The organism is Pseudomonas nitroreducens NBRC 12694, assembly GCF_002091755.1.
Lineage (GTDB): Bacteria > Pseudomonadota > Gammaproteobacteria > Pseudomonadales > Pseudomonadaceae > Pseudomonas > Pseudomonas nitroreducens.
Genome location: NZ_BDAI01000001.1, coordinates 223,910 through 246,866 on the forward strand (window position 1 = coordinate 223,910; position 22,957 = coordinate 246,866).

General features: G+C 64.9%; 26 protein-coding genes. 11 read left to right on the plus strand and 15 right to left on the minus strand.

Annotated elements, in window-relative coordinates:
* Positions 1-17: 17 nt before the first annotated feature.
* Both PNI01S_RS00990 and PNI01S_RS00995 read right to left on the minus strand, forming a co-directional pair.
* The gene (locus PNI01S_RS00990) at positions 18-572 is read right to left on the minus strand and encodes a cytochrome b (RefSeq protein ID WP_084357250.1); all 555 of its coding nucleotides are present in this window, start codon (positions 570-572) and stop codon (positions 18-20) included.
* On the minus strand, positions 569-1,633 hold the full coding sequence (locus tag PNI01S_RS00995; protein ID WP_084357251.1) for a catalase family peroxidase: 1,065 nt from the start codon (positions 1,631-1,633) through the stop codon (positions 569-571). The genes PNI01S_RS00990 and PNI01S_RS00995 overlap by 4 nt, the downstream gene beginning before the upstream one ends.
* Before the next feature lie 301 nt (positions 1,634-1,934).
* On the opposite strand from PNI01S_RS00995, the gene PNI01S_RS01000 reads away from it, so the two are divergent.
* From PNI01S_RS01000 to PNI01S_RS01020, 5 genes are read left to right on the plus strand one after another with little or no spacing between them, the layout of a single operon-like run.
* Entirely contained in the window at positions 1,935-2,477 is a 543-nt protein-coding gene (locus tag PNI01S_RS01000; RefSeq protein ID WP_065327818.1) for a chalcone isomerase family protein, read from the plus strand.
* Entirely contained in the window at positions 2,474-3,028 is a 555-nt protein-coding gene (locus tag PNI01S_RS01005) for a DUF3833 domain-containing protein (RefSeq protein ID WP_037007694.1), read from the plus strand. The genes PNI01S_RS01000 and PNI01S_RS01005 overlap by 4 nt, the downstream gene beginning before the upstream one ends.
* Positions 3,029-3,077: 49 nt before the next feature.
* Positions 3,078-3,383, plus strand: a complete 306-nt coding sequence (locus PNI01S_RS01010) for a DUF6482 family protein (RefSeq protein WP_024766865.1) — start codon at positions 3,078-3,080, stop codon at positions 3,381-3,383.
* Complete coding sequence (locus PNI01S_RS01015; protein ID WP_084357252.1) at positions 3,380-4,921, plus strand: cryptochrome/photolyase family protein; 1,542 nt, start codon at positions 3,380-3,382, stop codon at positions 4,919-4,921. Before PNI01S_RS01010 ends, PNI01S_RS01015 begins: the two co-directional genes overlap by 4 nt.
* A complete protein-coding gene (locus tag PNI01S_RS01020) occupies positions 4,918-5,073 on the plus strand; it encodes a DUF2256 domain-containing protein (protein WP_081754091.1) in 156 nt (51 codons plus the stop codon). Before PNI01S_RS01015 ends, PNI01S_RS01020 begins: the two co-directional genes overlap by 4 nt.
* Here PNI01S_RS01020 and PNI01S_RS01025 read toward each other — a convergent pair.
* The 7 genes from PNI01S_RS01025 to PNI01S_RS01055 form a co-directional block, all read right to left on the minus strand.
* Complete coding sequence (locus PNI01S_RS01025; protein WP_037009046.1) at positions 5,038-5,529, minus strand: DUF2878 domain-containing protein; 492 nt, start codon at positions 5,527-5,529, stop codon at positions 5,038-5,040. The two genes, PNI01S_RS01020 and PNI01S_RS01025, sit on opposite strands and share 36 nt — an antisense overlap.
* Positions 5,529-6,797: an SAM-dependent methyltransferase gene (locus PNI01S_RS01030; protein ID WP_084357253.1), complete on the minus strand. Its 1,269-nt coding sequence runs from the start codon at positions 6,795-6,797 to the stop codon at positions 5,529-5,531. Before PNI01S_RS01030 ends, PNI01S_RS01025 begins: the two co-directional genes overlap by 1 nt.
* Entirely contained in the window at positions 6,769-7,584 is an 816-nt protein-coding gene (locus tag PNI01S_RS01035; protein ID WP_084357254.1) for a DUF1365 domain-containing protein, read from the minus strand. Before PNI01S_RS01035 ends, PNI01S_RS01030 begins: the two co-directional genes overlap by 29 nt.
* Positions 7,581-8,828, minus strand: a complete 1,248-nt coding sequence (locus tag PNI01S_RS01040) for an NAD(P)/FAD-dependent oxidoreductase (protein ID WP_084357255.1) — start codon at positions 8,826-8,828, stop codon at positions 7,581-7,583. The genes PNI01S_RS01035 and PNI01S_RS01040 overlap by 4 nt, the downstream gene beginning before the upstream one ends.
* 2 nt (positions 8,829-8,830) lie before the next feature.
* Positions 8,831-9,586, minus strand: coding sequence for an SDR family NAD(P)-dependent oxidoreductase (locus PNI01S_RS01045; RefSeq protein WP_084357256.1), 756 nt, complete (start codon positions 9,584-9,586; stop codon positions 8,831-8,833).
* Complete coding sequence (locus tag PNI01S_RS01050; protein WP_065327813.1) at positions 9,583-10,005, minus strand: nuclear transport factor 2 family protein; 423 nt, start codon at positions 10,003-10,005, stop codon at positions 9,583-9,585. The genes PNI01S_RS01045 and PNI01S_RS01050 overlap by 4 nt, the downstream gene beginning before the upstream one ends.
* A gap of 109 nt (positions 10,006-10,114) precedes the next feature.
* On the minus strand, positions 10,115-10,567 hold the full coding sequence (locus tag PNI01S_RS01055) for a PAS domain-containing protein (protein WP_065327812.1): 453 nt from the start codon (positions 10,565-10,567) through the stop codon (positions 10,115-10,117).
* Positions 10,568-10,689: 122 nt separating this feature from the next.
* Here PNI01S_RS01055 and PNI01S_RS01060 point away from each other — a divergent pair, with 122 nt between their 5' ends.
* A complete protein-coding gene (locus PNI01S_RS01060; protein WP_065327811.1) occupies positions 10,690-11,592 on the plus strand; it encodes a MerR family transcriptional regulator in 903 nt (300 codons plus the stop codon).
* A 69-nt stretch (positions 11,593-11,661) separates the two neighbouring features.
* Here PNI01S_RS01060 and fabF read toward each other — a convergent pair whose 3' ends face one another.
* On the minus strand, positions 11,662-12,930 hold the full coding sequence (gene fabF, locus PNI01S_RS01065; protein WP_084357257.1) for a beta-ketoacyl-ACP synthase II: 1,269 nt from the start codon (positions 12,928-12,930) through the stop codon (positions 11,662-11,664).
* A gap of 110 nt (positions 12,931-13,040) precedes the next feature.
* On the opposite strand from fabF, the gene PNI01S_RS01070 reads away from it, so the two are divergent.
* Positions 13,041-13,538, plus strand: coding sequence for a winged helix-turn-helix transcriptional regulator (locus PNI01S_RS01070; RefSeq protein WP_084357258.1), 498 nt, complete (start codon positions 13,041-13,043; stop codon positions 13,536-13,538).
* Positions 13,539-13,612: 74 nt separating this feature from the next.
* On the opposite strand, the gene PNI01S_RS01075 is transcribed toward PNI01S_RS01070, so the two are convergent.
* Positions 13,613-14,407, minus strand: a complete 795-nt coding sequence (locus tag PNI01S_RS01075) for an SDR family NAD(P)-dependent oxidoreductase (protein ID WP_024763461.1) — start codon at positions 14,405-14,407, stop codon at positions 13,613-13,615.
* A gap of 108 nt (positions 14,408-14,515) precedes the next feature.
* On the opposite strand from PNI01S_RS01075, the gene PNI01S_RS01080 reads away from it, so the two are divergent.
* Positions 14,516-15,469: a GlxA family transcriptional regulator gene (locus tag PNI01S_RS01080; protein ID WP_065327809.1), complete on the plus strand. Its 954-nt coding sequence runs from the start codon at positions 14,516-14,518 to the stop codon at positions 15,467-15,469.
* A 216-nt stretch (positions 15,470-15,685) separates the two neighbouring features.
* Complete coding sequence (locus PNI01S_RS01085) at positions 15,686-16,594, plus strand: LysR family transcriptional regulator (protein WP_024763463.1); 909 nt, start codon at positions 15,686-15,688, stop codon at positions 16,592-16,594.
* On the opposite strand, the gene PNI01S_RS01090 is transcribed toward PNI01S_RS01085, so the two are convergent.
* Together PNI01S_RS01090 and PNI01S_RS01095 are read right to left on the minus strand one after the other, a co-directional pair.
* On the minus strand, positions 16,580-17,356 hold the full coding sequence (locus PNI01S_RS01090) for a substrate-binding domain-containing protein (protein ID WP_084357259.1): 777 nt from the start codon (positions 17,354-17,356) through the stop codon (positions 16,580-16,582). The genes PNI01S_RS01085 and PNI01S_RS01090 overlap by 15 nt on opposite strands.
* Complete coding sequence (locus PNI01S_RS01095; protein ID WP_084357260.1) at positions 17,353-18,672, minus strand: MFS transporter; 1,320 nt, start codon at positions 18,670-18,672, stop codon at positions 17,353-17,355. Before PNI01S_RS01095 ends, PNI01S_RS01090 begins: the two co-directional genes overlap by 4 nt.
* Positions 18,673-18,982: 310 nt before the next feature.
* On the opposite strand from PNI01S_RS01095, the gene PNI01S_RS01100 reads away from it, so the two are divergent.
* Positions 18,983-19,198 (plus strand): hypothetical protein, encoded by a 216-nt coding sequence (locus tag PNI01S_RS01100; RefSeq protein ID WP_084357261.1) that lies wholly within the window; start codon positions 18,983-18,985, stop codon positions 19,196-19,198.
* A 59-nt stretch (positions 19,199-19,257) separates the two neighbouring features.
* On the opposite strand, the gene glsB is transcribed toward PNI01S_RS01100, so the two are convergent.
* Together glsB and PNI01S_RS01110 are read right to left on the minus strand one after the other, a co-directional pair.
* Positions 19,258-20,166: a glutaminase B gene (glsB, locus tag PNI01S_RS01105; RefSeq protein WP_024763466.1), complete on the minus strand. Its 909-nt coding sequence runs from the start codon at positions 20,164-20,166 to the stop codon at positions 19,258-19,260.
* Between the two features lie 186 nt (positions 20,167-20,352).
* The gene (locus tag PNI01S_RS01110) at positions 20,353-21,189 is read right to left on the minus strand and encodes a LysR family transcriptional regulator (RefSeq protein ID WP_223186756.1); all 837 of its coding nucleotides are present in this window, start codon (positions 21,187-21,189) and stop codon (positions 20,353-20,355) included.
* A gap of 210 nt (positions 21,190-21,399) precedes the next feature.
* Here PNI01S_RS01110 and PNI01S_RS01115 point away from each other — a divergent pair, with 210 nt between their 5' ends.
* Complete coding sequence (locus PNI01S_RS01115; protein WP_024763468.1) at positions 21,400-22,842, plus strand: MFS transporter; 1,443 nt, start codon at positions 21,400-21,402, stop codon at positions 22,840-22,842.
* Positions 22,843-22,957 lie beyond the last annotated feature (115 nt).

The following is a 22,957-nucleotide window of genomic DNA, read 5'->3' on the forward strand; positions in this document are numbered from 1 at the left end:
AGACGTTCCAGCACTCCTCAGCTGTCGCGCGACCTGTTGGAGCGAACCCGCCACATGCTCTGCCAGACACCGTCGCGATACAGCAGAGCATGAACCAGCGCGGCGCCGGCATGCGCAAGGATCAAGCCGAAGAGACCGTAGGCGATCCAGCCATGGGCGCAGCGCAGCAGACCATAGAGGCCCGCATCGGCATCGACCAGCGGCGGCACGTGCCAGCCGGCCAGGCGCAGCGGATAATCCGCGGCCCCTTGCATGGCCCAGCCGACCAGGGGTTGCAATACCAGCAGAACATACAGCGCAAAGTGCAGCAGTCCTGCCAGGTGACGCTGCCAGGCCTTCACGGATGCCGGCAGGGCCGGACGCGCCGTGACGGCGCGCACGAGCAGGCGAACGAGCAGAAGCACCAGCAAGGCCAGTCCGAGCTGCTTGTGCCACGCCACCAGTTGAGGCTGGCTGCCGCCGACGCTGGCAACCATCGCAACGCCGATGAACAGCAGGGCAATCACCAACAACGCCATCAGGCCGTGCAGCAGGCGAAGCAGCGGATGGAAGGAATCGACAGGCGCTTTCACGGTTGAGCTCCCGGCTGCTGGCTGGAGGGCTGACCTTCGAAGGTCCGGCGCCGATAGGACTGCGCGTAGGCCGATGAGCGTGCGCGCAGGATGGCATCATCGCTGGGCTCCACGCCATCGGGCAGGATCAGCGGGTCGAAATTGAAGCCGTAGCAGTCGCCTTCCAGCTGTGCGCGCGCCTGCTCAATCACCAGGTTTCCGGCGTCCAACTGCGTGCGCTCGGCAGGCCACGCATGGGTCGGATCGTTCACCGCATCACCGCTGTCCGCCAGGGTGAATCGCCACGTCCAGCGCAGCGGGCCGGTTTTCAGGCGCTGCAGCAGGTCCTGCTGCAAGGCATCGTCAGCCACTCCCTGAGAGCCCAGTGGCGTAGCGGCCAGTTGCGGCACCATCGACCATCGCACCGCATGGCGCTGACCTTGTGCATCGACGAGGACGAAGGCGTTGATGCTGTTGTACGCCGTGCTGGCGAAGCTGTCGCTCGGCCGGTAGGCCGCCGCCCAGGCACGAAACTCGGCGCTTTCGGGGTGTGCATCGAAGAATTGCTTGACCCGCACGGGGTCGTTTTTGCCTGTCCCCGGGTCCGGCCGCATGGCCCCCAGTTGCTCGTAGAAATCCTCCGGCGTGCGTACCGCGAGCACCGGCGGATTGTTCATCGCCATGCGCCACTGCTGGCCATCGGGCTGGCGCAGCAGGAGCGCCATGCTGCGCACAGGTACGCTGGTGTCCGCGGCATGGGGATTGCCCGCGCCTACCGAGAGCCGCCCCAGCACCGGTACCCGCCCTGCTCGCAGCAGCGCTGCCCGCGACAGCGGCGCCACGTCGCCGCTCACTTCGAGATAGCCGCTGAAGCAGATGCCGCGCGGATGGGCGCGGCGGTATCCGGGATGGACCCCGGCATTGGCCTCCATGCGATCGATCAATTGGGCGCTGGTGAGCCGGTCGGCTCCCAGCCAGCCGGCGCTCCAGGCGAACAGGCCGATGGCGGCGCACAGAGCGCCGGCAATGCACGCGCTGCGCAACAGGCGTTGGTTTCGGGTCAGGGAAAGGTCGTAGGGCATGGTGTGGTTATCAGCAGGCTGGGGAGTCATTGCGCGCGGCTGGCGAACTGAACGCGCCGGGCCATTATCTATACAACAACAAGACTATGCACACAATTTCATTCAAACACTGTATGCAAATTGCCTCCCACCCCCCGCACCAACGTGTTGAACATGGCTTTAAAGCGGCCGATACCGGCCATGGATCAGGGACTTCCACTGCGACAGTGATCCTAGAGCAGGCTACAGGCCGCTCACGCATTATCTGTACATTTAATAATTTCTGTACAACTATTGAGGTATGCATTCACAGGCCCACGTCATGCGCATACCGACCCGTTCCCTGTCTCTCTGTCTGGGGCTCGCTCTGTTCTGCAGTCTGTGGGCCTCGCCGGGCAGCGCCGACTGGCGCAGCGAAATCCCGGGAGCCACGCAGGTTGGTCAGGGTCAGTTCACCTGGCTCGGCTTCGTGGTGTACGAGGCGCATCTCTGGAGCGCCGGCGCAACCTCAGGCTGGGCGCATGCCTTCGCGCTGGAGTTGGTGTATCGGCGCGCGCTGTCGCAGGACACCCTGGTGCAGGCCAGCCTCGACGAAATGCGCCGACTGGGCACCGAGGACGAAGCCTTGCTGGCGGGTTGGGCCCGAGAGATGCGCCAGGGCTTCGTCGATGTGCAGCCGGGGCAACGGATCACCGGGGTCTATCTGCCCGGCGTGGGCTGCCGCTTCTATGTCGACGGCAGGCTTCGCCATGCGGTGAGCGACGCCCGATTCGCCCGGGCGTTCTTTTCCATCTGGCTGGACCCGCGTACGCGCAATCCGGAACTGCGCCGCGACCTGCTTGGCCTGAGCGGAGAGCAACCATGAACCACACAATGCGCCTGTTCCTGATCATCGCCAGCCTGCTGCTGGGCAGCTGCGGCAATGTCGGCGTCGAACACTACGCCAAGGAGCGCCCGAGCCTGGACCTGCCGGTATTCTTCGCCGGCCCGGTGAAAGCCTGGGGCATCTTCCAGAAACCCTCGGGCGAAGTGGTCAAGCGCTTCGCGGTGGACATCACCAGCCGCCGCGAAGGCGAGCGACTGATCCTCGATGAGCGTTTCCTCTACAGCGACGGTACGCGCCAGCAGCGCGTCTGGACCCTGACCCCCGACGGCACCGGACGCTGGCGGGGACGCGCCGCCGACGTGGTGGGCGAAGCCACCGGAGAAGTCGCCGGCAACGCACTGCGCTGGCGCTACCGCCTGAACCTGGAAGTTGACGGCACCACCTGGGAAGTGAGCTTCGACGACTGGATGTACCTCATGGACGACGACACGCTGATCAATCGCTCCAGCATGCGCAAGTTCGGCGTCGAACTCGGGCAGGTGACCTTGTTCTTCCGCCGAGAGGGCGCCGCGGATCCCAGCAGAAGCTGAGGCAGGCGCACACCTCTATTCCGACGGCCGTGCCGGCCAGGAGTACTCCATGACGTTGCAGGAATTCGCACAGGCCGCCACGGCCGGGCATATCCAGGCTATCGAAGTGATTTCGCTGGAGGGCGGATTCTATGTGCTGCAGGCGCGCCTGGCCGAGGGTTTGCGGCCGATTCGCGGCGAACGCGAGCAGGTGCTGCAGTTGCGCTCGACCACCGAGGTACGTGCAGTGCTGGCCGAATGGGCGTCACTACCCTGCGAGCTAGTGCAGCATTGCGTCCACGACGAGATCTGCGCTTCACATCCGACAGCCGTTGCGCCACTGCGTGTGCCACTTTCGCTGGAGCGCCGCGAATGATGGAGAAGCCACGCCGGCTCGGTCTGCTGCTGGGCGATCAGTTGAGCTTCGAGCTGTCGCTGTTCGAGGTGCTGGACCCCGCCCAGGACGCGATCCTGATGGCCGAGGTGAATCAGGAGGCACGCTATGTGCCCCATCATCCGCAGAAGATCGTGCTCATCTTCAGCGCCATGCGCCACTTCGCCCAGGCGCTGCGCGAGCGCGGCTGGCGGGTAATCTACGTGGCGCTGGACGATCCCGAAAACCGCGGCAGCATCGCCGGTGAAGTCGAACGCTGGCATGCCGCTCTGGGTGAACCGCAGGTGCATTTCACCGAATGCGGCGAGTGGCGGCTGGAGCGGGCGCTGCGAGACAGCGCGGTGCCGCTGAGCTGGCACGAAGACCGCCGCTTCCTGTGCAGCCGCGAGGAGTTCGCGCGCTGGGCCGGGGCGCGTCGACAATTGCGCATGGAGCACTTCTACCGGGAGATGCGCCGGCGCACCGGCCTGCTGATGGAGCCCGACGGCCACCCCGTGGGCGGCACCTGGAACCTCGACGCAGACAACCGCAAACCCCTGCCGCGAGGGCTGCGCGGACCCTTTGCGGCACGCTTCGGCCAGGACGCCGTCACCCGCGAGGTGATGGCGCTGGTCGGTGCGCGCTTCAGCGACCACTACGGCCGTCTGCAGGGCTTCGACTACCCGGTAACCCACTCCCAGGCACAGGAGCTCTGGCAGCACTTCCTGGAGTTCTCCCTGCCGGCTTTCGGTGACTACCAGGACGCCATGGCCGAAGGCGAGCCCTACCTGTTCCACGCCCGCATCAGCGCCGCGCTGAACATCGGGTTGCTGGAGGTGCGTCAGCTTGGCGAGGATGTGGAGCAGGCCTATCGCCAGGGACGGGTCCCGCTGAACGCGGCCGAGGGCTTCATTCGCCAACTGATCGGCTGGCGCGAGTATGTGCATGGCATCTACTGGCTGCGCATGCCCGAGTACGCCCAGCTCAACGTGCTGGGTAACAGCCGCCCGCTGCCGGAGTTCTACTGGACCGGCAGGACGGACATGCGCTGCATGGCCCAGGCGATCGGTCAGACCCTTGAGCTGGGCTACGCGCACCACATCCAGCGGCTCATGGTCACCGGCAATTTCGCCTTGCTGGCGGGTATCGCGCCCCCGGCCGTCTGTGACTGGTACCTGGCCGTGTACCTGGATGCCTTCGACTGGGTCGAACTGCCCAACACGCTGGGTATGGTGATGCACGCCGACGGCGGCTACCTGGGCTCCAAGCCCTATTGCGCGAGCGGGCGGTACATCCAGCGGATGTCCAACCACTGCGGCTCGTGCCGCTACAGGGTCGACAAGGCGACAGAGGAAGATGCCTGCCCCTTCAATGCCCTGTACTGGCACTTCCTCATGCGCCACCGCGAGCGGCTCGGCAACAATCCGCGGTTGTCGATGCCCTATCGCAACCTGCAACGCATGGACGATGAACGCAGCCTGGCCCTGTGGCAACGCGGCGAGGCACTGCTCGCGCGCCTGGATGCGGGGCAGGCGCTATGAGGAAATCGGTGCTGCCGCAAAAGATCTGCGCCGTCTGCAGCCGCCCTTTCACCTGGCGGCGGCGCTGGGCACGTTGTTGGGATGAGGTGCTTTATTGCTCCGAGCGCTGCCGACGCTCACCGGCCAAGCGCGAAGCGCAGCATCAGCGGTAGCGCGGCCGCCCACACCAGCGCCAGCAGCAACGCCGACCACGCGATGCCCAGGGGTAGGCCCACTCCTGCCAGCGGTGCGCCCGCACAATACGCCAACGGCCCGCCCAGAGCGCCCAGGCAGGCGCCGCGCCAGACCGGTCGCGCGGCCCAGGCCAGGCTGTGGCGCAACCCGCTGGCGAACACCAGCCAGAGCAGGACCAGCCAGCCCGGCAGCAAGGCCCCGTGAAAATCGAAAAACCCCAGCCAACCCAGCGTCGCATCCAGCACGCAACCGGCCAGGGCTACGCCGAGAGCCGCTATGCCCTCTTCCACTTTTCGCCGACACAACGCCAGGTGCGCCAGCAGCCCGAGCGCTACCACACCCAACAGCACGGGCCGCTGCGCCCCGAGCACACAACCCCACCAGCCAAGCTGCAGCCAGATCGCGTTGGCCAGCAGAGGCAGGCGCCGGTGCATCAGGCGTCCAGGTGATCCGCCAGGCTCGCCTTGCGCGCCGCAGGCCCGGCCCACAGCAGATGCGCCACGCCGATGGCGCGCTCCTCGAAGCCGCCCTGGCAATAGCACAGGTAGAACTCCCACAGGCGCTGGAAGCTTTCGTCATAGCCCAGTTCCAGCAGTTCGGTGCGCGCTTGCCGGAGGTTATCGCGCCAATGCCGCAGGGTCAGCGCATAGTCCCCGGCAAAATCTTCCAAATGGATGAGGTTGAGCCCCGTGTGCTGCGTCGCGGTCTGCAGCAGCGTGGTGATCGAAGGCAGCGCGCCGCCGGGGAAGATGTAGCGCTGGATGAAGTCCACCGACCGCCGCGCCTGCTCGTAGCGCTGGTCGCGGATGGTGATGGACTGCAGCAGCATCAGCCCGTCGTCCTTGAGCAAGGCAGCGCAGCGACGGAAGTAGTCGGGCAGGTAGCGATGGCCGACCGCTTCGATCATCTCGATGGACACCAGCTTGTCGTAGCTGCCGCGCAACTCGCGGTAATCCTGCATCAGCAGGGTCACGCGATCCTCCAGGCCGCATTCGCGGATGCGGTATTGGGCGCAGGCGTATTGCTGCTCCGACAGCGTCGTGGTCGTCACACGACAGCCATAATGGGTGGCAGCATACAGCGCGAGGCTGCCCCAGCCGGTGCCGATCTCCAGCAGATGATCCTGCGGTTGCAGATCGAGCTTCCGGCAGATGACCTCCAGCTTGTTCAACTGCGCCTGTTCCAGGCTCTGCGTAGGGCTTTGGAACACCGCCGAGGAATACATCAGCGTCGGGTCCAGCAGGCGCTCGAACAGGTCGTTGCCCAGGTCGTAGTGCGCGCGGATATTGCGCTGCGAGCCGCGACGGCTGTTACGGTTGAGCCAGTGCAGCAGACGCAGCGCAGGCTTGGCAAACAGCGCCAGGCCGCCCTCCATCGCATCGAGCACGTCCAGGTTGGCGACGAACAGCCGAGTGACCAGCGCCAGGTCCGGGCTGCTCCAGTATCCCTGGATGTAGGCCTCCCCTGCGCCGATCGAGCCGTTGCACGCCACCATCCCCCATACGGCGTCGTCATGCACGTCGATCACCGCGCGCAAGGGACTGCGCCGGTCGCCGAAGTCCAGCAGGCTATCGGCGCGACGCACCTGCAGCCAGCCATGCCGCAGTCGCCGCAGGCGAGCGAGCACCGCCTGACGGAACAGGTTGCCGGCCAAAGGTGCGGCGCCACCGGCTTTATCGGCGCTCAGGGTGGGTTCTGTCATGGTCAGGCTCCTCGACGGCACAGTGGCCGACACTCAGGCGATGGTCGCTCGCCTGGTGGTCGTGCAAAGGGATGCGCTTGAACAGCAGGCGTAACGCCTGCCAGTAGATGGCTGCAACGGTGCGCAGGCTCATCCAGGGGAATGCCAGCAGGTGCCGCCGCAGCGCCGCGCCGTTCAGCTCCTGGCGGTGCAGATCGAGATGGGCCTGGAACACCCGGTGGCCGGCGCGCCAGTTTTCCATCTGTACATGCACACGGGACTGATCGATGTGAAAGCGCATCCGGTACTCCATCTCCCTGGGCAGGAACGGCGAGACATGGAAGGCCTTGGCCACCGCGAATTCCTGGGGTGCGCCGGGCTTCACCGGCAGCACGTAGTGGTAGCGCTCACGCCAGGGGGTATTGCGTACCTCGCAGAGGATCGCAGCCAGGCGGCCTTCGCGGTCGTGGCAGAAGTAGAAGCTCACCGGGTTGAACCACAGGCCCCAGCTGCGCAGTTGGGTGAGCAGCTGGATCGGCCCGGCGGGCGACTCGCCCAGTGCCTCGCGCAGAAGGCAGCGTACGCCCTCCTCCAGCGACATCCCGGTCCCCGTCCAAGCGGGCAGGTAGTCACTTTCCCGCCAGCTCAGTGGAGCAAAACGCGAGGCACGCAACAGCGGCGAGAGCCGCATCACAGACGCTGGCTCGGCCAGGTCCAGCAGAATCATGCCCACCGGATAACGGAAAGCATGCACGCGGGGCAGCAGGCGCCGGTGCACCACCCAGCCACGGCAGAGGCTGCTGTTCACAGCCGCTCCCCGAAATGACCGGCAACTTCGAGGGCGCTGACCACACCGTCCTCGTGGAAACCGTTGCCCCAATAGGCACCGCAGAAATAACTGTGCTGCCGACCCTGCAGCAGGCCGCGCCGGGCCTGCGCATCGATGCCCGGCAGGCTGAATTGCGGATGGGCGTAGTCGAAGCGCGCCAGCACCTTGGCGGGGTCGATGCGCTCGGTCTGGTTGAGGCTGACGCAGAACGTCACGGGCGCCTCGATCCCTTGAAGCAGGTTCATGTCGTAAGTCAGCGCCGCGGGCGCATCTTCCGGGCCGCCGAGGCGGTAGTTCCAGCTCGCCCAGGCGCGACGACGCCGCGGCAAAAGGCGGGTGTCGGTATGCAGGACGACTTCGTTGCTGGCATAGCCGAGAGCAGAGAGCACCGTCTGCTCAGCCGCACTAGGCGCCTCCAGCAGGGCCAGGGCCTGGTCGCTGTGACAGGCGAACACTACCTTGTCGAATCGTTCGATTCCCGCAGCGCTGTGAATCTCCACGCCCTGCGCATCACGCCGGACGCGGTGCACCGGGCAGCTCAGACGGATCCGCTCGCGATACCCCGCCGTCAAGGGCGCCACGTAACTGCGCGAGCCCCCTTCCACCACACGCCATTGCGGTCGGTTGTTCACCGACAGCAGGCCATGGTTGGCGAAGAAGCGGATGAAGAACTGCAACGGAAAATCCAGCATGCGGGCGCGCGACATCGACCAGATGGCCGAGCCCATCGGCACGATGTAATGCTCGATGAAGCGATCGCCATAGTCGCCAGCGCGCAGGTAGTCGCCGAGCGTCAACGTCAGGGGAATGCGCTGCTCGGCGTGGTCTTCGAGCGCTTCGCGGTTGAAGCGCAGGATGTCGTGCAGCATGCCCCAGAAGCCGGGCGAGACCAGATTGCGCCGCTGGGCGAACAGGGTGTTGAGGTCATGGCCGTTGTACTCCAGGCCGGTGGCCGGATCGTGCACGGAAAAGCTCATCTGGGTCGGCCGCGAGGCAACGCCCAGAAGATCCAGCAACTGGATGAAGCGCGGGTAGGTCCAGTCGTTGAAGACGATGAAGCCGGTGTCCACGGCGTAGCGCTGGCCCTGCCAGTCCACATCCACGGTGTGGGTGTGGCCACCGATCCAGTCGGCGGCTTCGAAGACGCAGACCTCGTGACTGCGCGCCAGCAGATGGGCGCAGGTGAGGCCGGAGATGCCGCTGCCGATAATCGCGATGCGCATGCTCAGGCCTCCGCCGGACGGCGGGCGAGCCGTCGACCGAGCCCCAGGCGCCAGCGCGAGGGCAACGCGCCCAGCAGCCGCAGGATCAGGACGAAGGCACGCGGGAAGGCGATCTCCAACGGACGGGACTCCAGGCGCTGGACGATATGCTCGGCAGCGCGCTCCACCGGCCAGATCATGGGCATGGGGAAATCGTTTTGCCGGGTCAGCGGCGTCTCCACGAAGCCGGGGCTCACCAGGGTCGTATCGATGCCCTCGCCCGCCAGGTCGATGCGCAGCGATTCCAGCAGGTAACGCAGCGCGGCCTTGGAGGCCCCATAGGCACCGGCGCGGGGCAAGGCCAGCCAGGTCACCGCGCTGCCGATAACCACCAGGTGCGGTCGCACGCCCTGGCGCAGCAGCGGCAGGCACGCCTGGATGCATTGCGCGGCGCCCAGCACATTGGTCCTCACCACGCGCTCCACCAACGCCGCGTCGAAACGGCCGGGCTCGAGGTATTCGCAGGTCCCGGCATTGAGCACCACGCGATCCAGCGCCCCCCAGGCCTGCTCGATGCGGCGGACGATTTCCCGGACCTGGCCGGCGTCCGTGATGTCGCCGGGCGCTACCAGTACGCGCGCTCCGTGACGCTGGGCCAGCGCTTGCAACGGTGCGGCCTGGCGTGCCGTCACGGCCAGGCTGTGGCCCTCAGCGAGCAGCCGTTCGGCCAGCGCCGCGCCGATGCCGCTGCTGGCTCCGGTCAACCACAGGCGGCTCATGCCAGCCTCCGCTTCAGCCAGGCGATGACGCCGCCCATGACCGGCAGGTGCTCATAAAGCAGCGCTCCGGCATCGAAATAGTCCCGATGAAATTCCACGCGCTCGCCCCAGCACAGATGGCTGCAGCCTTCCACGACGATCAACTTGCCGCCCCCCAGCCGCGGATGGCGGAAATGCAGGGTCCAGCGCAGGTAGCCGCGCCCCTCGCCCACTTCATCGAAGCCGTGGAAGTCGTAGCGCAGCTCCTGGACATCGGCGTAGAGCGACTCGAAGTAGCGGCGCAACTCGGCGAGACCATCCACGCGGTGCAGCGGGTCCTGAAAGCTCACGTCCTGGCTGTAGAGGTCGCCGAGCCGGTACAGACTGGACGCGTCCAGCGAGGCAAAGCACTTGGCGAAGGATTCCAGAAACGAGGACATGGTGGGCTCCGGCAAATCCTGTACAACTATTATTTTCTGTACAGGTACAAGCGAAGCCTACGGCATTAATTGTACAAATCAAGTCTACTTGTACAATTTTTACTACAGATCATTGGCGGGGCTTCAGCGCGGCGAGTTGCTCCTTGAGCGCCTCGACCTCGGCCTCCAACTGGCGCACGCGGTCCTGAGCCGCGACTTCGCGGCTGACGTCGCGCTGGATGCCGATGAAGTACGTGAGCTGGTCCGCTTCGTTGCGCACCGGGGTGATCGACAGCTCGTTCCAGAACGGCGTGCCGTCCTTGCGGAAATTGTGCAGCACCTGGCGACAGGGTTGCCCGGCGCGGATCGCCTCGCGCACGGCCTCCAGCCCCGCCTGCTGCCGCTCGCTGCCCTGCAGGAAGCGGCAGTCCTGATAGAGGATGTCGTCGACGGCAAACCCGGTCAGGCGTTCGAAGGCCGCGTTGGCATAGATCAGGATGCTGTCCTCTCCCTCCTGCTCGGCCACCACGATGCCGTCGTTGGAGGCTTCGACCATCAGTTGCAGGAGTTTGGCATTGATCATGGGTTTTCCATCCGGTTCGCTGCGATCCGCCTAGGGTAGTCGGGCGACCGGGTACTGCCTAGCTCGGCCACAAGCCTTGCCGCTGGTTTACAATCCAGGCTCCTTCGCCGCCTGGCCGCGCCATGAACGACCTATCCGATATCGATCCCAGCGATCTGCTGCCCATGCGCGAGGTGGTTCGCCTCACCGGCATCAACCCGGTGACCCTGCGGGCGTGGGAGCGCCGCTACGGCCTGGTCAGCCCGCTGCGCACCGATGGCGGGCATCGCCTGTACACCCCGCAGGATCTGCAGACCATCCAGGACATTCTGCTGTGGACCGGCCGGGGCATGGCGGTAGGCAAGATTGGCGAGTTGCTCGCCCAGCGCCAGCGGCAGGAATCGGCCCAGCCCGGCGACGAGCGCCAGCAGTGGCGCGACGCATTTTCCCGCGCCACGGCGGCGTTCGACCAGAGCGAACTCGACAGGCTCTACGGCCAGGCCTACAGCATCTTTCCCCTCTCGACGCTGCTGGAGGACATCCTCCTGCCGCTGTGGCGCTCCCTGCTGACGCTCAACGGCTTCGGCTCCCGCAGCCAGTGGGCGTTCCTCGACGCCTTCTTGCGCGCCCGCGTCCTCCTTCGCCTGCAGATGAGCCGCGCGCCCGGCGCCGGCGTGCTGCTGGCCGATGCCGCCGGGACGACACAGGAATTCGAATTGCTGGCCACGGGCTTGCTGCTGGGGGGCGAGGATCTACGCGTCCAGCCCCTGGCGCCGGGTGCGCCGCCGGAAGAACTGCCACTGGTCTGCGCGGCGATGCAGCCGGCCGCGCTGGTGTTGCTCGCCCACGTGGTCTTGTCGGCGGATGCGATCAAACGCCTGGAGCGATTACAGATGGCGATCGATTGCCCGCTGGCCTTGATCGGCGAAGCCGCGCAGGACATTGCCAACGCCGCTACGGGGGTGCCCATAGCGGCCCTGGGTAGTGGTCCGGCACTCGGCGCGCAGCGGCTGCGATTGCTGCTGCGCGGCGCCCTGCAGCTGTAAACGCACGCGATCGACGCCCCGGCAAGCTGTACAACACGCCAAGTTCGTACAGGATGCGGGACGCACGGCTCAACCCCAGCGCCGGAAGAGGACGCTCGCGTTCACCCCGCCGAATCCAAAGCCATTGGACAGTGCGTACTCCAATGGCATGGGCCGGGCGCTGCCGCTGACCAGATTCAGGCCATCGGCCGCGGGATCAGGTACCTCCAGGTTCAGCGTGGCGGGTACCACCTGATCGCGCAGCGCCAGGATCGTGAAGATCGCCTCTATGCCGCCAGCGGCGCCCAACAGATGGCCCGTCGCCGACTTGGTCGAGCTGATGGCGACATTGCTGCCGCTGCCGAACACGGTCCTGATGGCAGCCAGCTCGCCCTTGTCGCCGACCGGAGTCGAGGTGGCGTGGGCATTGAGATGCTGGACCTGGGATGCCTCGACACCCGCCTGCCGCAGCGCTTGCTGCATGGCTCGGCGAGCGCCATCCCCGTCCTCGGGACCCGCGGTCATGTGATAGGCATCGGCACTGGTACCGTAGCCCACCAGCTCCGCCAGCGGCGTTGCGCCACGCGCCAGCGCGTGCTGCAACTCTTCGATGACCAGCAGGCCTGCGCCTTCGCCCATGACGAACCCATCGCGCCCCGTATCGAAGGGCCGGGAGGCGCGCTCCGGGGTGTCGTTGTACTGGCTGGAAAGCGCCCGTGCGGCGGCAAAACCGGCGAGGCTCACCCGGTGAATGGTCGCTTCTGCGCCACCGCAGACGGCGATATCCACCTCGCCCGCGCGGATCATCCGCGCGGCATCCCCGATAGCCTGCACGCCGGCGGCGCAGGCGGTCACCGGCGTACCCAGGGGGCCCTTGAAACCATGGAAAATGGATACATGCCCGGCCGCCATGTTGCTCAGGAACGAGGGAATGGTGAAGGGCGATAAGCGGCGCGGCCCCTTGCTGTCGGTGGTCCGTACCGCCTCGGCAATCGAATGGAACCCACCTACACCCGTTGCAATGATGGTCGCCGTGCGTTCCTGCTCCAGGGACGTGCTGGGAGACCAGCCGGCCTGTGCCAGCGCCTCCTTGGCTGCGGCCAGGGCGAACAGGATGAAACGGTCCATCTTGCGCTGCTCTTTGGCCGCCAGCAGTTGATCCGGATCGAAGCCGGCCTCCGGGTCCTGGGACCGATCCGGCACCTGGCCGCCAATGCTGACCGACAGATCACCGACCAGCTCAGGCGCCAGCCGGCGAATTCCCGACTGGCCGGCCAGAAGGCGTTTCCATATCGGTTCGACTCCGCAGCCGAGCGGGCTGACCGCCCCCATCCCGGTAACGACGATACGCTTGTTCATTTGGGCCCCACTCCTGTTGCAGATTGAGAGATCACACTGCATGGACGTTACTATCATCATGAAAGTAACATGCCGGGCTACTATTTATCCTTTTCAAAAGAAGGCCGACCATGCAGCGCAAGACTTTTGCCGAAGCCGAATGCCCCATCGCACTGAGCCTGGAGCGGGTTGGTGAATGGTGGAGCATGCTGATCATGCGTGACGCGCTGCAGGGCTTGCGGCGCTTCGATGAGTTTTCCCGCAGCCTGGAAATCGCTCCGAACATGCTGACCCGGCGCCTGAAATCACTCGTCGAGGCGGGGTTGCTCGAGCGCCAGGCGTACAGTCAGCGCCCGTTGCGCTACGAATACGTACCCACGCCCCGAGGCGAAGACTTCCGAGTCGTCCTCATGGCACTTGTGGCCTGGGGGAATCGCCATTACGTGCAGGGCGAGGAAAGCGTGCAGTTGGTCGAGCGGGAGAGCGGAAGGCCCGTACACCGGATCATGGCCGAAACCTCCGAGGGCCGCTGCGTGCCGCTGGATCACTGCACGGTGCAGGCAGGACCGGCGGCCAGCGCCCCGATGCGGCTGCGCCTTGGAACCAGCCGGCCCGCGCAGGACGCTTGATCGGCAGGCCCTTCGCGACTCCCCGCTGAGCGCGTCGAGCCGAGCCCCTCACAGCAGGCTCGGCCCCTCACCGCTCACCCCAGATATCTGGCTGCGGGCAAGCTGCGCGACAAGTTGGGCATCAATTTCTGGCGCGCCGCTTCATAGTCATCGAGGTCGGCGATTTCCGGTAGCGCCGGAATGGTGACGAACTCGCCCTGGTCGAGCCCGGCGAGTGCCGCATCCACCATGTCATCCGCCTTCATCACGATGGCGTCCGGTAGATGCTCCAGCGGCGTGCCGGCCAGGCCCCAGAAATCGGTGGCGGTCGCACCGGGCAGCACCACCTGTACGCGGACGTTCGTGTCCGCCAGTTCATGGCGCAGGGACTGGCTGAAGGCGAGGACGAACGCCTTTGAGCCGCCGTACACACCGTTCAGCACCTCCGGCGCGATGGCAACGATGGAGGCGATGTTGATCAGCGTGCCGCCACCGCGAGCGACAAAGCCGGGCACGGCGGCGTAGGTCAGGCGCGTCAGCACGTTCACGTTCAGCGTGAGCAGATCCTCCAGCCTGTCGATGTTGGATTCCAGCAAGGGACGGGTGGCGCCGATGCCGGCGTTGTTCACCAGCAAGGAGATGCTCGCGTCCGACCGCAGCAGCTCCTCGACCTGCGCCAGATCGGTTCTGTCGGCCAGATCGGCGACCACCACCTCGATGGCGCGACCGGTTTCATCGCTCAGGCGCTTGGCCAGCGCATTCAGACGACCACGATTGCGGGCGACCAGGATCAGGTCGTAGCCACGGCGGGCCAGGCGTTCTGCATAGATGGCGCCGATGCCGGACGAGGCGCCAGTGATCAGGGCAGTACCAGGATGAGTGTGGGTCATGTCGATGCTCCAGCGAGGGTTGGGGAAGGCTGGAGGTCAGGATGCGACGACTTGGCTGCATCTCAAATGACGTATAAGGTAGTATTTCAGGACATTCAGGATATCATCATGCATCGCATTGGCTATCTGCTCACCGATGGCTTCCAGGTGCTCTCCCTGGCCACCCAGACGGTCTTCGAGTTCGCCAACCTGGCCGTCGGTAAACCGGTCTACAGCATCGAGCACTTCTCGCCAGCTGGTGGCCTGGTGCGATCCTCGCTGGGCCTGACCATGGAGACCCGTCCTCTGCAAGCGCCACGGCTGGCCGATACCTGGATGGTGGTCGGGGTCAACGACCCGCTGGAGAGCGAGCCAACCCCCGAAGTTCTCGACTTCGTGCGCAAGGCCGGCAGCCAGGCGCGCCGTGCGGTCGGTATCTGCACCGGCGCTTTCATCCTCGCCGAAGCAGGACTGCTCGCCGGGCGGCGAGCGACGACCCATTGGGCCTATGCCCAGGCCCTGCAGAAACGTCATCCGCAAATCATGGTCGAGGAAGACCGTATCTACATCGTCGATGGCCCTTTTTGGACATCGGCAGGCATGACCGCCGGCCTCGACCTGGCCGTCGGCATGGTGGAGAAGGACCTGGGCGCAGAAGTCGCGCGCTCGGTGGCGCACAAGCTGGTAATGCACCAGCACCGCTCCGGCGGCCAATCCCAGCATTCGGAAATGCTCGACCTTGCCCCCAAGTCCGACCGCATCCAGAGCGTCTTGAACTATGCACGCCAGCATCTGAGGCAACCACTGGGCGTCGAGGAGCTGGCCGACGTCGCCCACCTCAGCCCCCGCCAGTTCACCCGCGTGTTCACCGCCGAGACAGGGCAATCCCCGGCCAAGGCGATCGAGGCACTGCGCCTGGAAGCCGCGAGGCTGATGATCGAGCAAAGCCGCCACTCGCTCGATGTGGTGGCCCGGGAAACGGGTTTCCGCGATCGCCGGCACATGCGCGAAGTCTTCATGCGCGGGTTCGGGGTGCCCCCACAGGCCGTGCGCCGCGATGCCCGCCGGGTAATGCCGGCATAGCCAGCAGCGACCGACAGCAAGGCGCGCTGATTGCCGACGCAATCCCGTCCGGAAGGAACTCACGGACACTGGTGTATCCGCAACGAAGGCTTGCGACTGGCGCTCCGGTTTATCCGCGTTGCCCAGCTAACGCCTCGCAGTCCGCCATTGGTGCCTTCCCCGGCGCGACCGAAAGTGCTATTGATGCCGCCTCATTATCAATCCATCGCCGGCCCCATGAGCATCAACTTCGATCTGGACGATCTTCAGGCATTCCGCGCCATTGTTGAAAAGGGCAGCTTCCGCAAGGCCGCCGAGACGGTAAAGATCTCCCAGCCGGCGCTGAGCCGTCGTATCGAGAAGCTGGAATCGGCCTTGAATGTTCGGCTGTTCGACAGGACGACCCGCAAGGTCAGCCTGACGGCGGTGGGTCGGGCATTCGTGCCGGAAGTCGAGCGGGTGCTCGATCAACTGGACAATGCGTTGATGAGCATTGCGGATGTCGCCTCCAGTCGGATGGAGCGCGTCACCATCGCCTGCGTGCCGTCGGCCGCCTACTACTTCATGCCTAACGTCATCAGTGAGTTCCACCGGCTGTATCCGCGTATCAAGATCATGGTGGTGGACGCCAGCGCGCATGAGGTCAACCTCGCCGTCGCGAGCGGGGAAGCCGATTTCGGCGTTACCTTCAGCGGCAATCTCAGCCCGGAAATCACCTTCGAACTGCTGCTCGAAGAACGATACGTAATGGCCTGCCGACGTGATCACCCCCTGGCGGATCGTCCGTCGGTGACCTGGTCCGAGCTCTACGAGCACGACTACATCGCGCTGGACAAGAGCTCCGGCAATCGCCTCATCCTGAGCCAGGCCTTGAAACGCGTGGTCCCGCCCCGCCACAGCATTTGCGAAACGAGACATGTCACCACCGCCATAGGGCTGGTGGAAGCCGGCGTGGGCGTGGCCGCCGTACCATCGATCGCGATGCCACGGACCAGCCACCCCATCCTCAAGGCCGTTCCGCTGGAGGAACCTGCGGTGGTGCGGAACGTGGGGTTGATCAAGCACAGCGGACGCACGCTGACGCCCGCAGCGCTCGAGCTGGAGCGGCTGGTCAAAAGCACGCCGGTGAAATCACCGGGGGACTGAGTCCAGGCCCGAGGCCTGCACGACGGGCTGCGCGGCAGGCGAGGCGAGATACGACAGCAACTCCCTGGCCTTCTCCGGGTGTTTCGCATTGCGTGGGATACCGGCGGAGTAGCGGGTCACCGATTGCAGGCTTTCCGGAATCTTGCCGACGAAGGATACCCCGGCAATGGGCAGCAACTCGGCGACCTGCTGGAAACCGACCTCGTACTGGCCCGAGGCGACGACCGAGGCAACCGGGATCCGTTCGATCATCTTCGCCTTCGGTTCCACCTGCTGCTCCACCCCGAGCTTCCTGAACAGTTTGTTCTGGATGTAGACACCGCTGGCACTGTCCGAATAAGCGATGGAGCCGGCGGCCAGCAGGCTGTTCCTGAACGCCTCCTCGCTATCGATCCGCGGCTTGGCAGCACCCTTTCGGACCACCATGCCAATACGAGAGTCCGCCAGCTCGACTTTGGAAGCCGGATCCACTACGCCCTGCTTGATGAGCTCATCCAGGGCGTAGCCGACCATGATCACCACATCGGCATTCTCCCCTCTCGCCAGTCGATTGGGGATCGCTTCGCGGGCCTTGCCCATGGACGGGCCGAGGATGGTCTGGATCGTGTCGCCGCTGTTTTGCGCATACTTAGGGCTCAGCCGTTGAAATGCCGCGGTGAAACCACCCGACGTCATGACGTTCAGTTCTTCGGCCTGTGCAGCGCTGTTGAGCGCGCAAAGGCCAAGCGCCAGGGCGGCTAGATGTTGGGTCAGTGCTTTCATTGAGCAAGCTCTCGATCAGGCAGGAAGGGAGTACGCGAGGAGCTTGCGCGGTAAAGCACCAGCGTCGAGCACAGCGCACAGACGGCGGCGAAGGTCATCCAGTAGCCGGGGGCGCCCTTGTCGCCGCTCAAGTGAATGAGCCAGGTAGAAATTGCGGGGGTGAAGCCGCCAAACACGGCGGTTGCCAGGCTGTAAGCCAGGGAGAAGCCCGCCACCCGGACTTGCACCGGCATGATTTCGGTGAGAGCGGGAATCATCGCCCCGTTGTAGAGGCCGTAGATGAACGACAGCCAGAGCAGGACCTGCAGCATGTGCGCGAAGCTCGGTGCCTGGGCCAGGAAGGACAGCGCCGGATAGGCCGTGAAAATGGCCAGCACGGTCATCCCGACGAGTATCGGCTTGCGCCCGAATCTATCGCTCAGATGCCCGCCGATGGGCAGCCAGATGAAGTTCGAGATCCCGACTAGCAGAGTCACCAGCAAGGCATCGGTCGTGCTCAGGTTCAGCACCGTCTTGCCGAAGGTGGGGGCGTATACCGTGATCAGATAGAACGCCGTGGTCGTCATCGCCACCATCAGCAGGCCGGCCAGGACCACACGCCAGTTCTCGCCCAGCGTGGCGAATACCTGTTTCATGGTGGGGCGCTCGGAGCGACGGGCAAACTCCTCGGTTTCCTCCAGGCTGCGACGAAGCACGAAGATGAACGGCACGATCAGGCAGCCAATGGCAAAGGGAATTCTCCAGCCCCAATCCGCGATCATTGCCGGTGACATCAGTTGATTGAGCCCGTACCCCAGGGCGGCCGCCACGACGATCGCCACCTGCTGGCTCGCGGATTGCCAACTGGTATAGAACCCCTTACGCCCGGCCGTCGCCATTTCCGCCAGGTAGACCGAAACCCCACCCAGCTCGGCGCCGGCCGAAAAGCCCTGGAGCAAGCGCCCCACCAGCACCAGCAAGGGGGCCCACAGACCGATGCTGGAATAGCCCGGCACCAGGACGATCAGCAGGGTGCCACTGGCCATGATCGACAAGGTGAGGATCAACCCCTTCCGGCGGCCGACATCATCGATGTAGGCCCCAAGAATCACCGCTCCCAATGGACGCATCAGAAAGCCTGCGCCAAACACGGCGAAGGTCATCATGAGCGAAGCGAACTCGCTGGATGCGGGAAAGAAGACGGCGGCTATCTGCGTGGCGTAAAAGCCGAAGAGGAAGAAATCGAACTGTTCGAGAAAGTTGCCCGAAGTGACGCGAAACACGGCACCCGCCTTAGAGCGGGCGGACGACGGGCCCTGGGTGGTGGAGGCATGCATAGGGAGTTCTCCAGCGATCTTATTTAGGCTTGTTGGCGCTTTTGGTCGCTGGATTCTGCTTGACACACTTTGAAACGATAAGTGCTATGTTTGCATTCATTGATGCATGAAATCTATCAATAAAGCCTTTCACCCTTCACCGACACCCCTGTGCTGATGCCTCGCGGGGGGCTTGAATCAGAGACTATTTTTGGTAAATTTTCCCTGCCGTGTGGTTTGGAGAGCAGCAACTTCACGGCAAAAGGCCGTATCGATGGGTACGGCCTTTCTTGCTTCCGAGTGGATCTGAAGTCTCTCTGCGGAGGTCATCATGAACACTTTCCCCCTCCCCTCGCTCGTTTGCCGTCTCAACCAGAACATCAATGCCACAAGCGCCGCCATTCGGGAACTCGCCACCTGGGCGGAGGCAAGCGGCTCGTCGGACACCGCCGAAGCCGTCCGACGTCATCTGAAGGTTCTGGAGGCCAACACCACGCCTCTCAGCGAAGCCTTGGCGGCACTGATCGCCTGGCAAGCCGAACGATAAGGATCGGCGCCTGCAGCAGCGGCTGCGCGCCGAGTGGCCGCTGACCATCCGCTCGCCCGTCAGAACACCGACCAGCCAATCCGAGAACTCAACAGTTCCAGCGCCGCCATCCCGGCAAGGGAATTGCCCGCTGCATTCAACTCCGGCGACCACACGCACACGGTGAATTGCCCCGGCACGATGGCCACGATCCCGCCGCCCACGCCGCTCTTGCCCGGCAGCCCCACGCGGTAGGCAAAATTCCCAGCCTCGTCATACAGCCCGCTGGTGGCCATGATCGAGTTCACCTGCTGAGTCTGGCGCCGGGTCAGAATCTGCTCGCCACTGTGCTTGCAGAACCCATCGTTGGCCAGGAAACAGAAGGCTCGTGCCAGATCCAGGCAATTCATGCGCAACGCGCAGTAGCTGAAATAGCTGCGCAGCACAGTCTCCACTTCGTTATGGAAATTGCCGAATGACTGCATCAGGTAAGCCATGGCCGCATTGCGCGCGCGGAACTGATACTCCGAATCGGCCACACGTGCATCCATCGCTATCTGGGGATTGCCCGACAGGCGCCGCACGAAATCGCGCATCGACTGAATGGGTGCAGCGAAGCGCGATTGGTTGATATCGCAGATAACCAACGCACCGGCATTGATGAAGGGATTACGCGGGCGCCCGCGCTCGAACTCCAACTGAACCAGCGAGTTGAACGGCTGGCCCGAAGGCTCGTGACCAAGCCGTTCCCAGATAGCTTCTCCGGAGTGACCAATCGCCTGAACCAGGCTGAAAACCTTGGAAATGCTCTGCACCGAAAACGGCACCAAGGCGTCGCCCGCGCAGTGATAGCTGCCATCGTTGCCATAGACCGCTATCCCCAGCTGACTCGCCGGCACGTCGGCCAGTGCGGGAATGTAGTCGGCTACGTTGCCCTTGCCGATCAAGGGACGCACGGCTTCGAGAATGTCGTTCAACAGAGTTTGCATGGAAGTCCCCGTTATCAGACCCCAGACGACTGCACGGGGCAGCACTCTTGACGTAGATCGAGCAGGAGAGATCACACTCACGGGATCAGAGTGGCGGCGATCGGGATTCATGGCGGCACCCGATAGGTGTGCGGGAGCGGCTGCTACCAACGCACGCTGCAGGCGAGCGAGAGGTCCTAGCGCCCCTCAGTGGCTGCCGAGCATCTCGCTGGCCAGTTCTGCCAGCGCACGCAGGCGATCCAGGCGCCGCATGTCCTGGTGGTAGCCCATCCAGATATCACGCGGGGGCGGCTCTTCGCTGAGTTCAATACGGGTCAGCGCCGGCAGCTGGTCGCCCAGCGGGCGCGGCAGTACCGCCACCCCCAAGCCTCGAGCGCACATCTGCGCCTGCACGGTGCGGCTACTGCTGGTGAACACCGTGGGCGCGGCGGGCAGCATGCGCTGGACCCACAGCACGTCGGGGTAATAGGCCTGCGCGGTGTTCATCACGATCAACTTGCAGTCCGCGCCATCCGGACCGGGCTCGAAGGGCACGGCGGCGCTGGCGTACAGGCCGTAGGGCATGCTCATCAGCCGGCGCTGCACGATGTCCGGCTGGTCAAACGGCACGATACGAAAGGCGATGTCCGCTTCGCGGCGGGTGAGGTCCGATAGACGCTGCCCGGCAATCACCTCGGGTACCACCGCAGGGTGGCGGCGCACCAGTTCGCCAAGCACCGGCGCCAGCACGTACCCGGCAAACCAGTCGGCTGAGGATATGCGCAGGATGCCCTCGGGCTGTTCACTGCCATCGATGCGCCGGGCAATGGCCAGGGCGCTGCTTTCCATATCCTCTGCCAGGCTCAGGATGCCCTCGCCCATCGCGGTCGGTACCAGACCTTCGCTGGTGCGCCGGAAAAAAGCCTGGCCGCAGGCTTGCTCCAGCGCCTGCAAACGCCTGCCCACGGTGGGGTGACTGACGCCCAGATGCTTGGCAGCGGCGCCCAGGGAGCGGGCACGGGCTATCGCCAGGAAAAAACGCAAGTCGTCCCATTCCACCCCGTCACCCCTTACGAAAATGAACGCGCAATGTGCAGCGATGGCAGTCCCGCCAACGCACCCAGCCTTTCAAACTGCGGCCACATCCAGCCTGGCAGCGTCGCCAGGCCGATCCCACTCCGCTCGCTAGTGTACGTAGCGATGCGCGGGCCCGGCCAGAAGCTGCCGGCCAAATCGTTTCCTGGAGGCGTTGCCATGACCCTTTCCACTCCAGCCACCGCCACGGCATCTCGGCGCTGGCTGGCCTTTGCGGTACTGCTGGCCGGCGCGTTCCTGCCACCACTGGATTTCTTCATCGTCAATGTGGCCCTGCCGTCCATTGCTCAGGGGCTGAGGGCGACGCCGGCGCAGATCGAATGGGTGATCTCGGCCTATGCGGCAACCTATGCAGTTTTTCTCATTACCGGTGGACGCCTGGGCGACCTGTTTGGCCGGCGTCGGGTGTTTCTGGCGGGCATGGCAGGCTTTGGATTGGCATCGCTGATCTGTGGACTGGCGGCCTCGCCGCCGATGCTGATCGTGGGTCGAGTCTTGCAAGGGTTGAGCGCCGCCGCCATGGCTCCCCAGGGCCTGGCGTCCATCCATGCCCTGTTTCCCGAGCAGGAGCGCTCGCGGGCGTTGGCGGTGTATGGAGCGGCGCTTGGATTAGCCGCCGTGGTCGCACAAGTCCTGGGCGGCGTGCTGATCGCGGCCGACGTGCTCGGGCTGCAGTGGCGGATCATCTTTCTGATCAATCTTCCCATCGTGGCCGCCGTTTTCTTCGTCGGCATGCCTTTTCTGCCGGACACCCGCAGCGCCACACCGGCGTCTCTGGATCGCCTCGGCGCGCTGCTCTGCGCCCTGACGCTGGGCCTGCTGGTGGTACCGCTGGTGCAGGGTCCGGAGTTGGACTGGCCGTGGTGGATGTGCCTGATGTTGCTGGGCGCGCCCGTGGTTGCCATGATCTTCTGGCGCCATGAAGCGGCCCTCCTAAGGCGCGGCGGCACTCCGCTGCTCAGCCCCCAACTGGCGCGATCGCCGCGCTTGCTGGCGGGCCTGGTCAGCGCGCTGTTTTTCTACGTCGTATCAGCGTTCTTTCTGACCTTTTCGGTGTACCTGCAAGGCGCGCTCGGCACCACACCGGCGGTCACCGGCCTGATGTTCACACCCTTCGGCGTCGGCTTTCTGGTCGGCCCGCTGACCACCCCCATTGCCATCCGCTGCTTCGGCCGCTGGGTACCGGCCCTGGGAATGCTGCTGGAGATGCTGGGCTGCGTGGTCCTGAGCGCAGCGGTAGGTACCGCTGCCGCGGGTGAACGTCCGGCGCTGGTGCCGCTGATAGTGGGCGTCGGGCTGCTGGGATTTGGCCAGGGCTGGGCATTGCCCACCCTGATCCGAAGCGTGATCGACCGCGCCCCGGCCGCTGGCTCCGGGATGGTTTCCGGCCTGGTCAACTCGGCCTTGCAAATCAGTGCCTCCCTCGGTGTGGCGGTGCTCGGCGGCCTGTTCTATGCCGTCGCCGCGCCGGCCCTCAGCCCGGCCTCGGTAGCCCGAGGCTTTATCGCCGCGCTGCTGGGCATCGCCCTGAGCCTGAGCTTGTCCGCGCTACTGGTACTTTACGCTTCGGCGCCGCGAACGGGCAGTGGCAAATCCCTGTAAGCAATCCAGGACGCCGGTAAGCATCGACCTTCCGTCGAGGACTGGCCTGCCGCACCTGTCTGTCACCGACCTCGTTCATGGCATCGGCCGAGCCAGTGTGCTCGGCACCGACTGA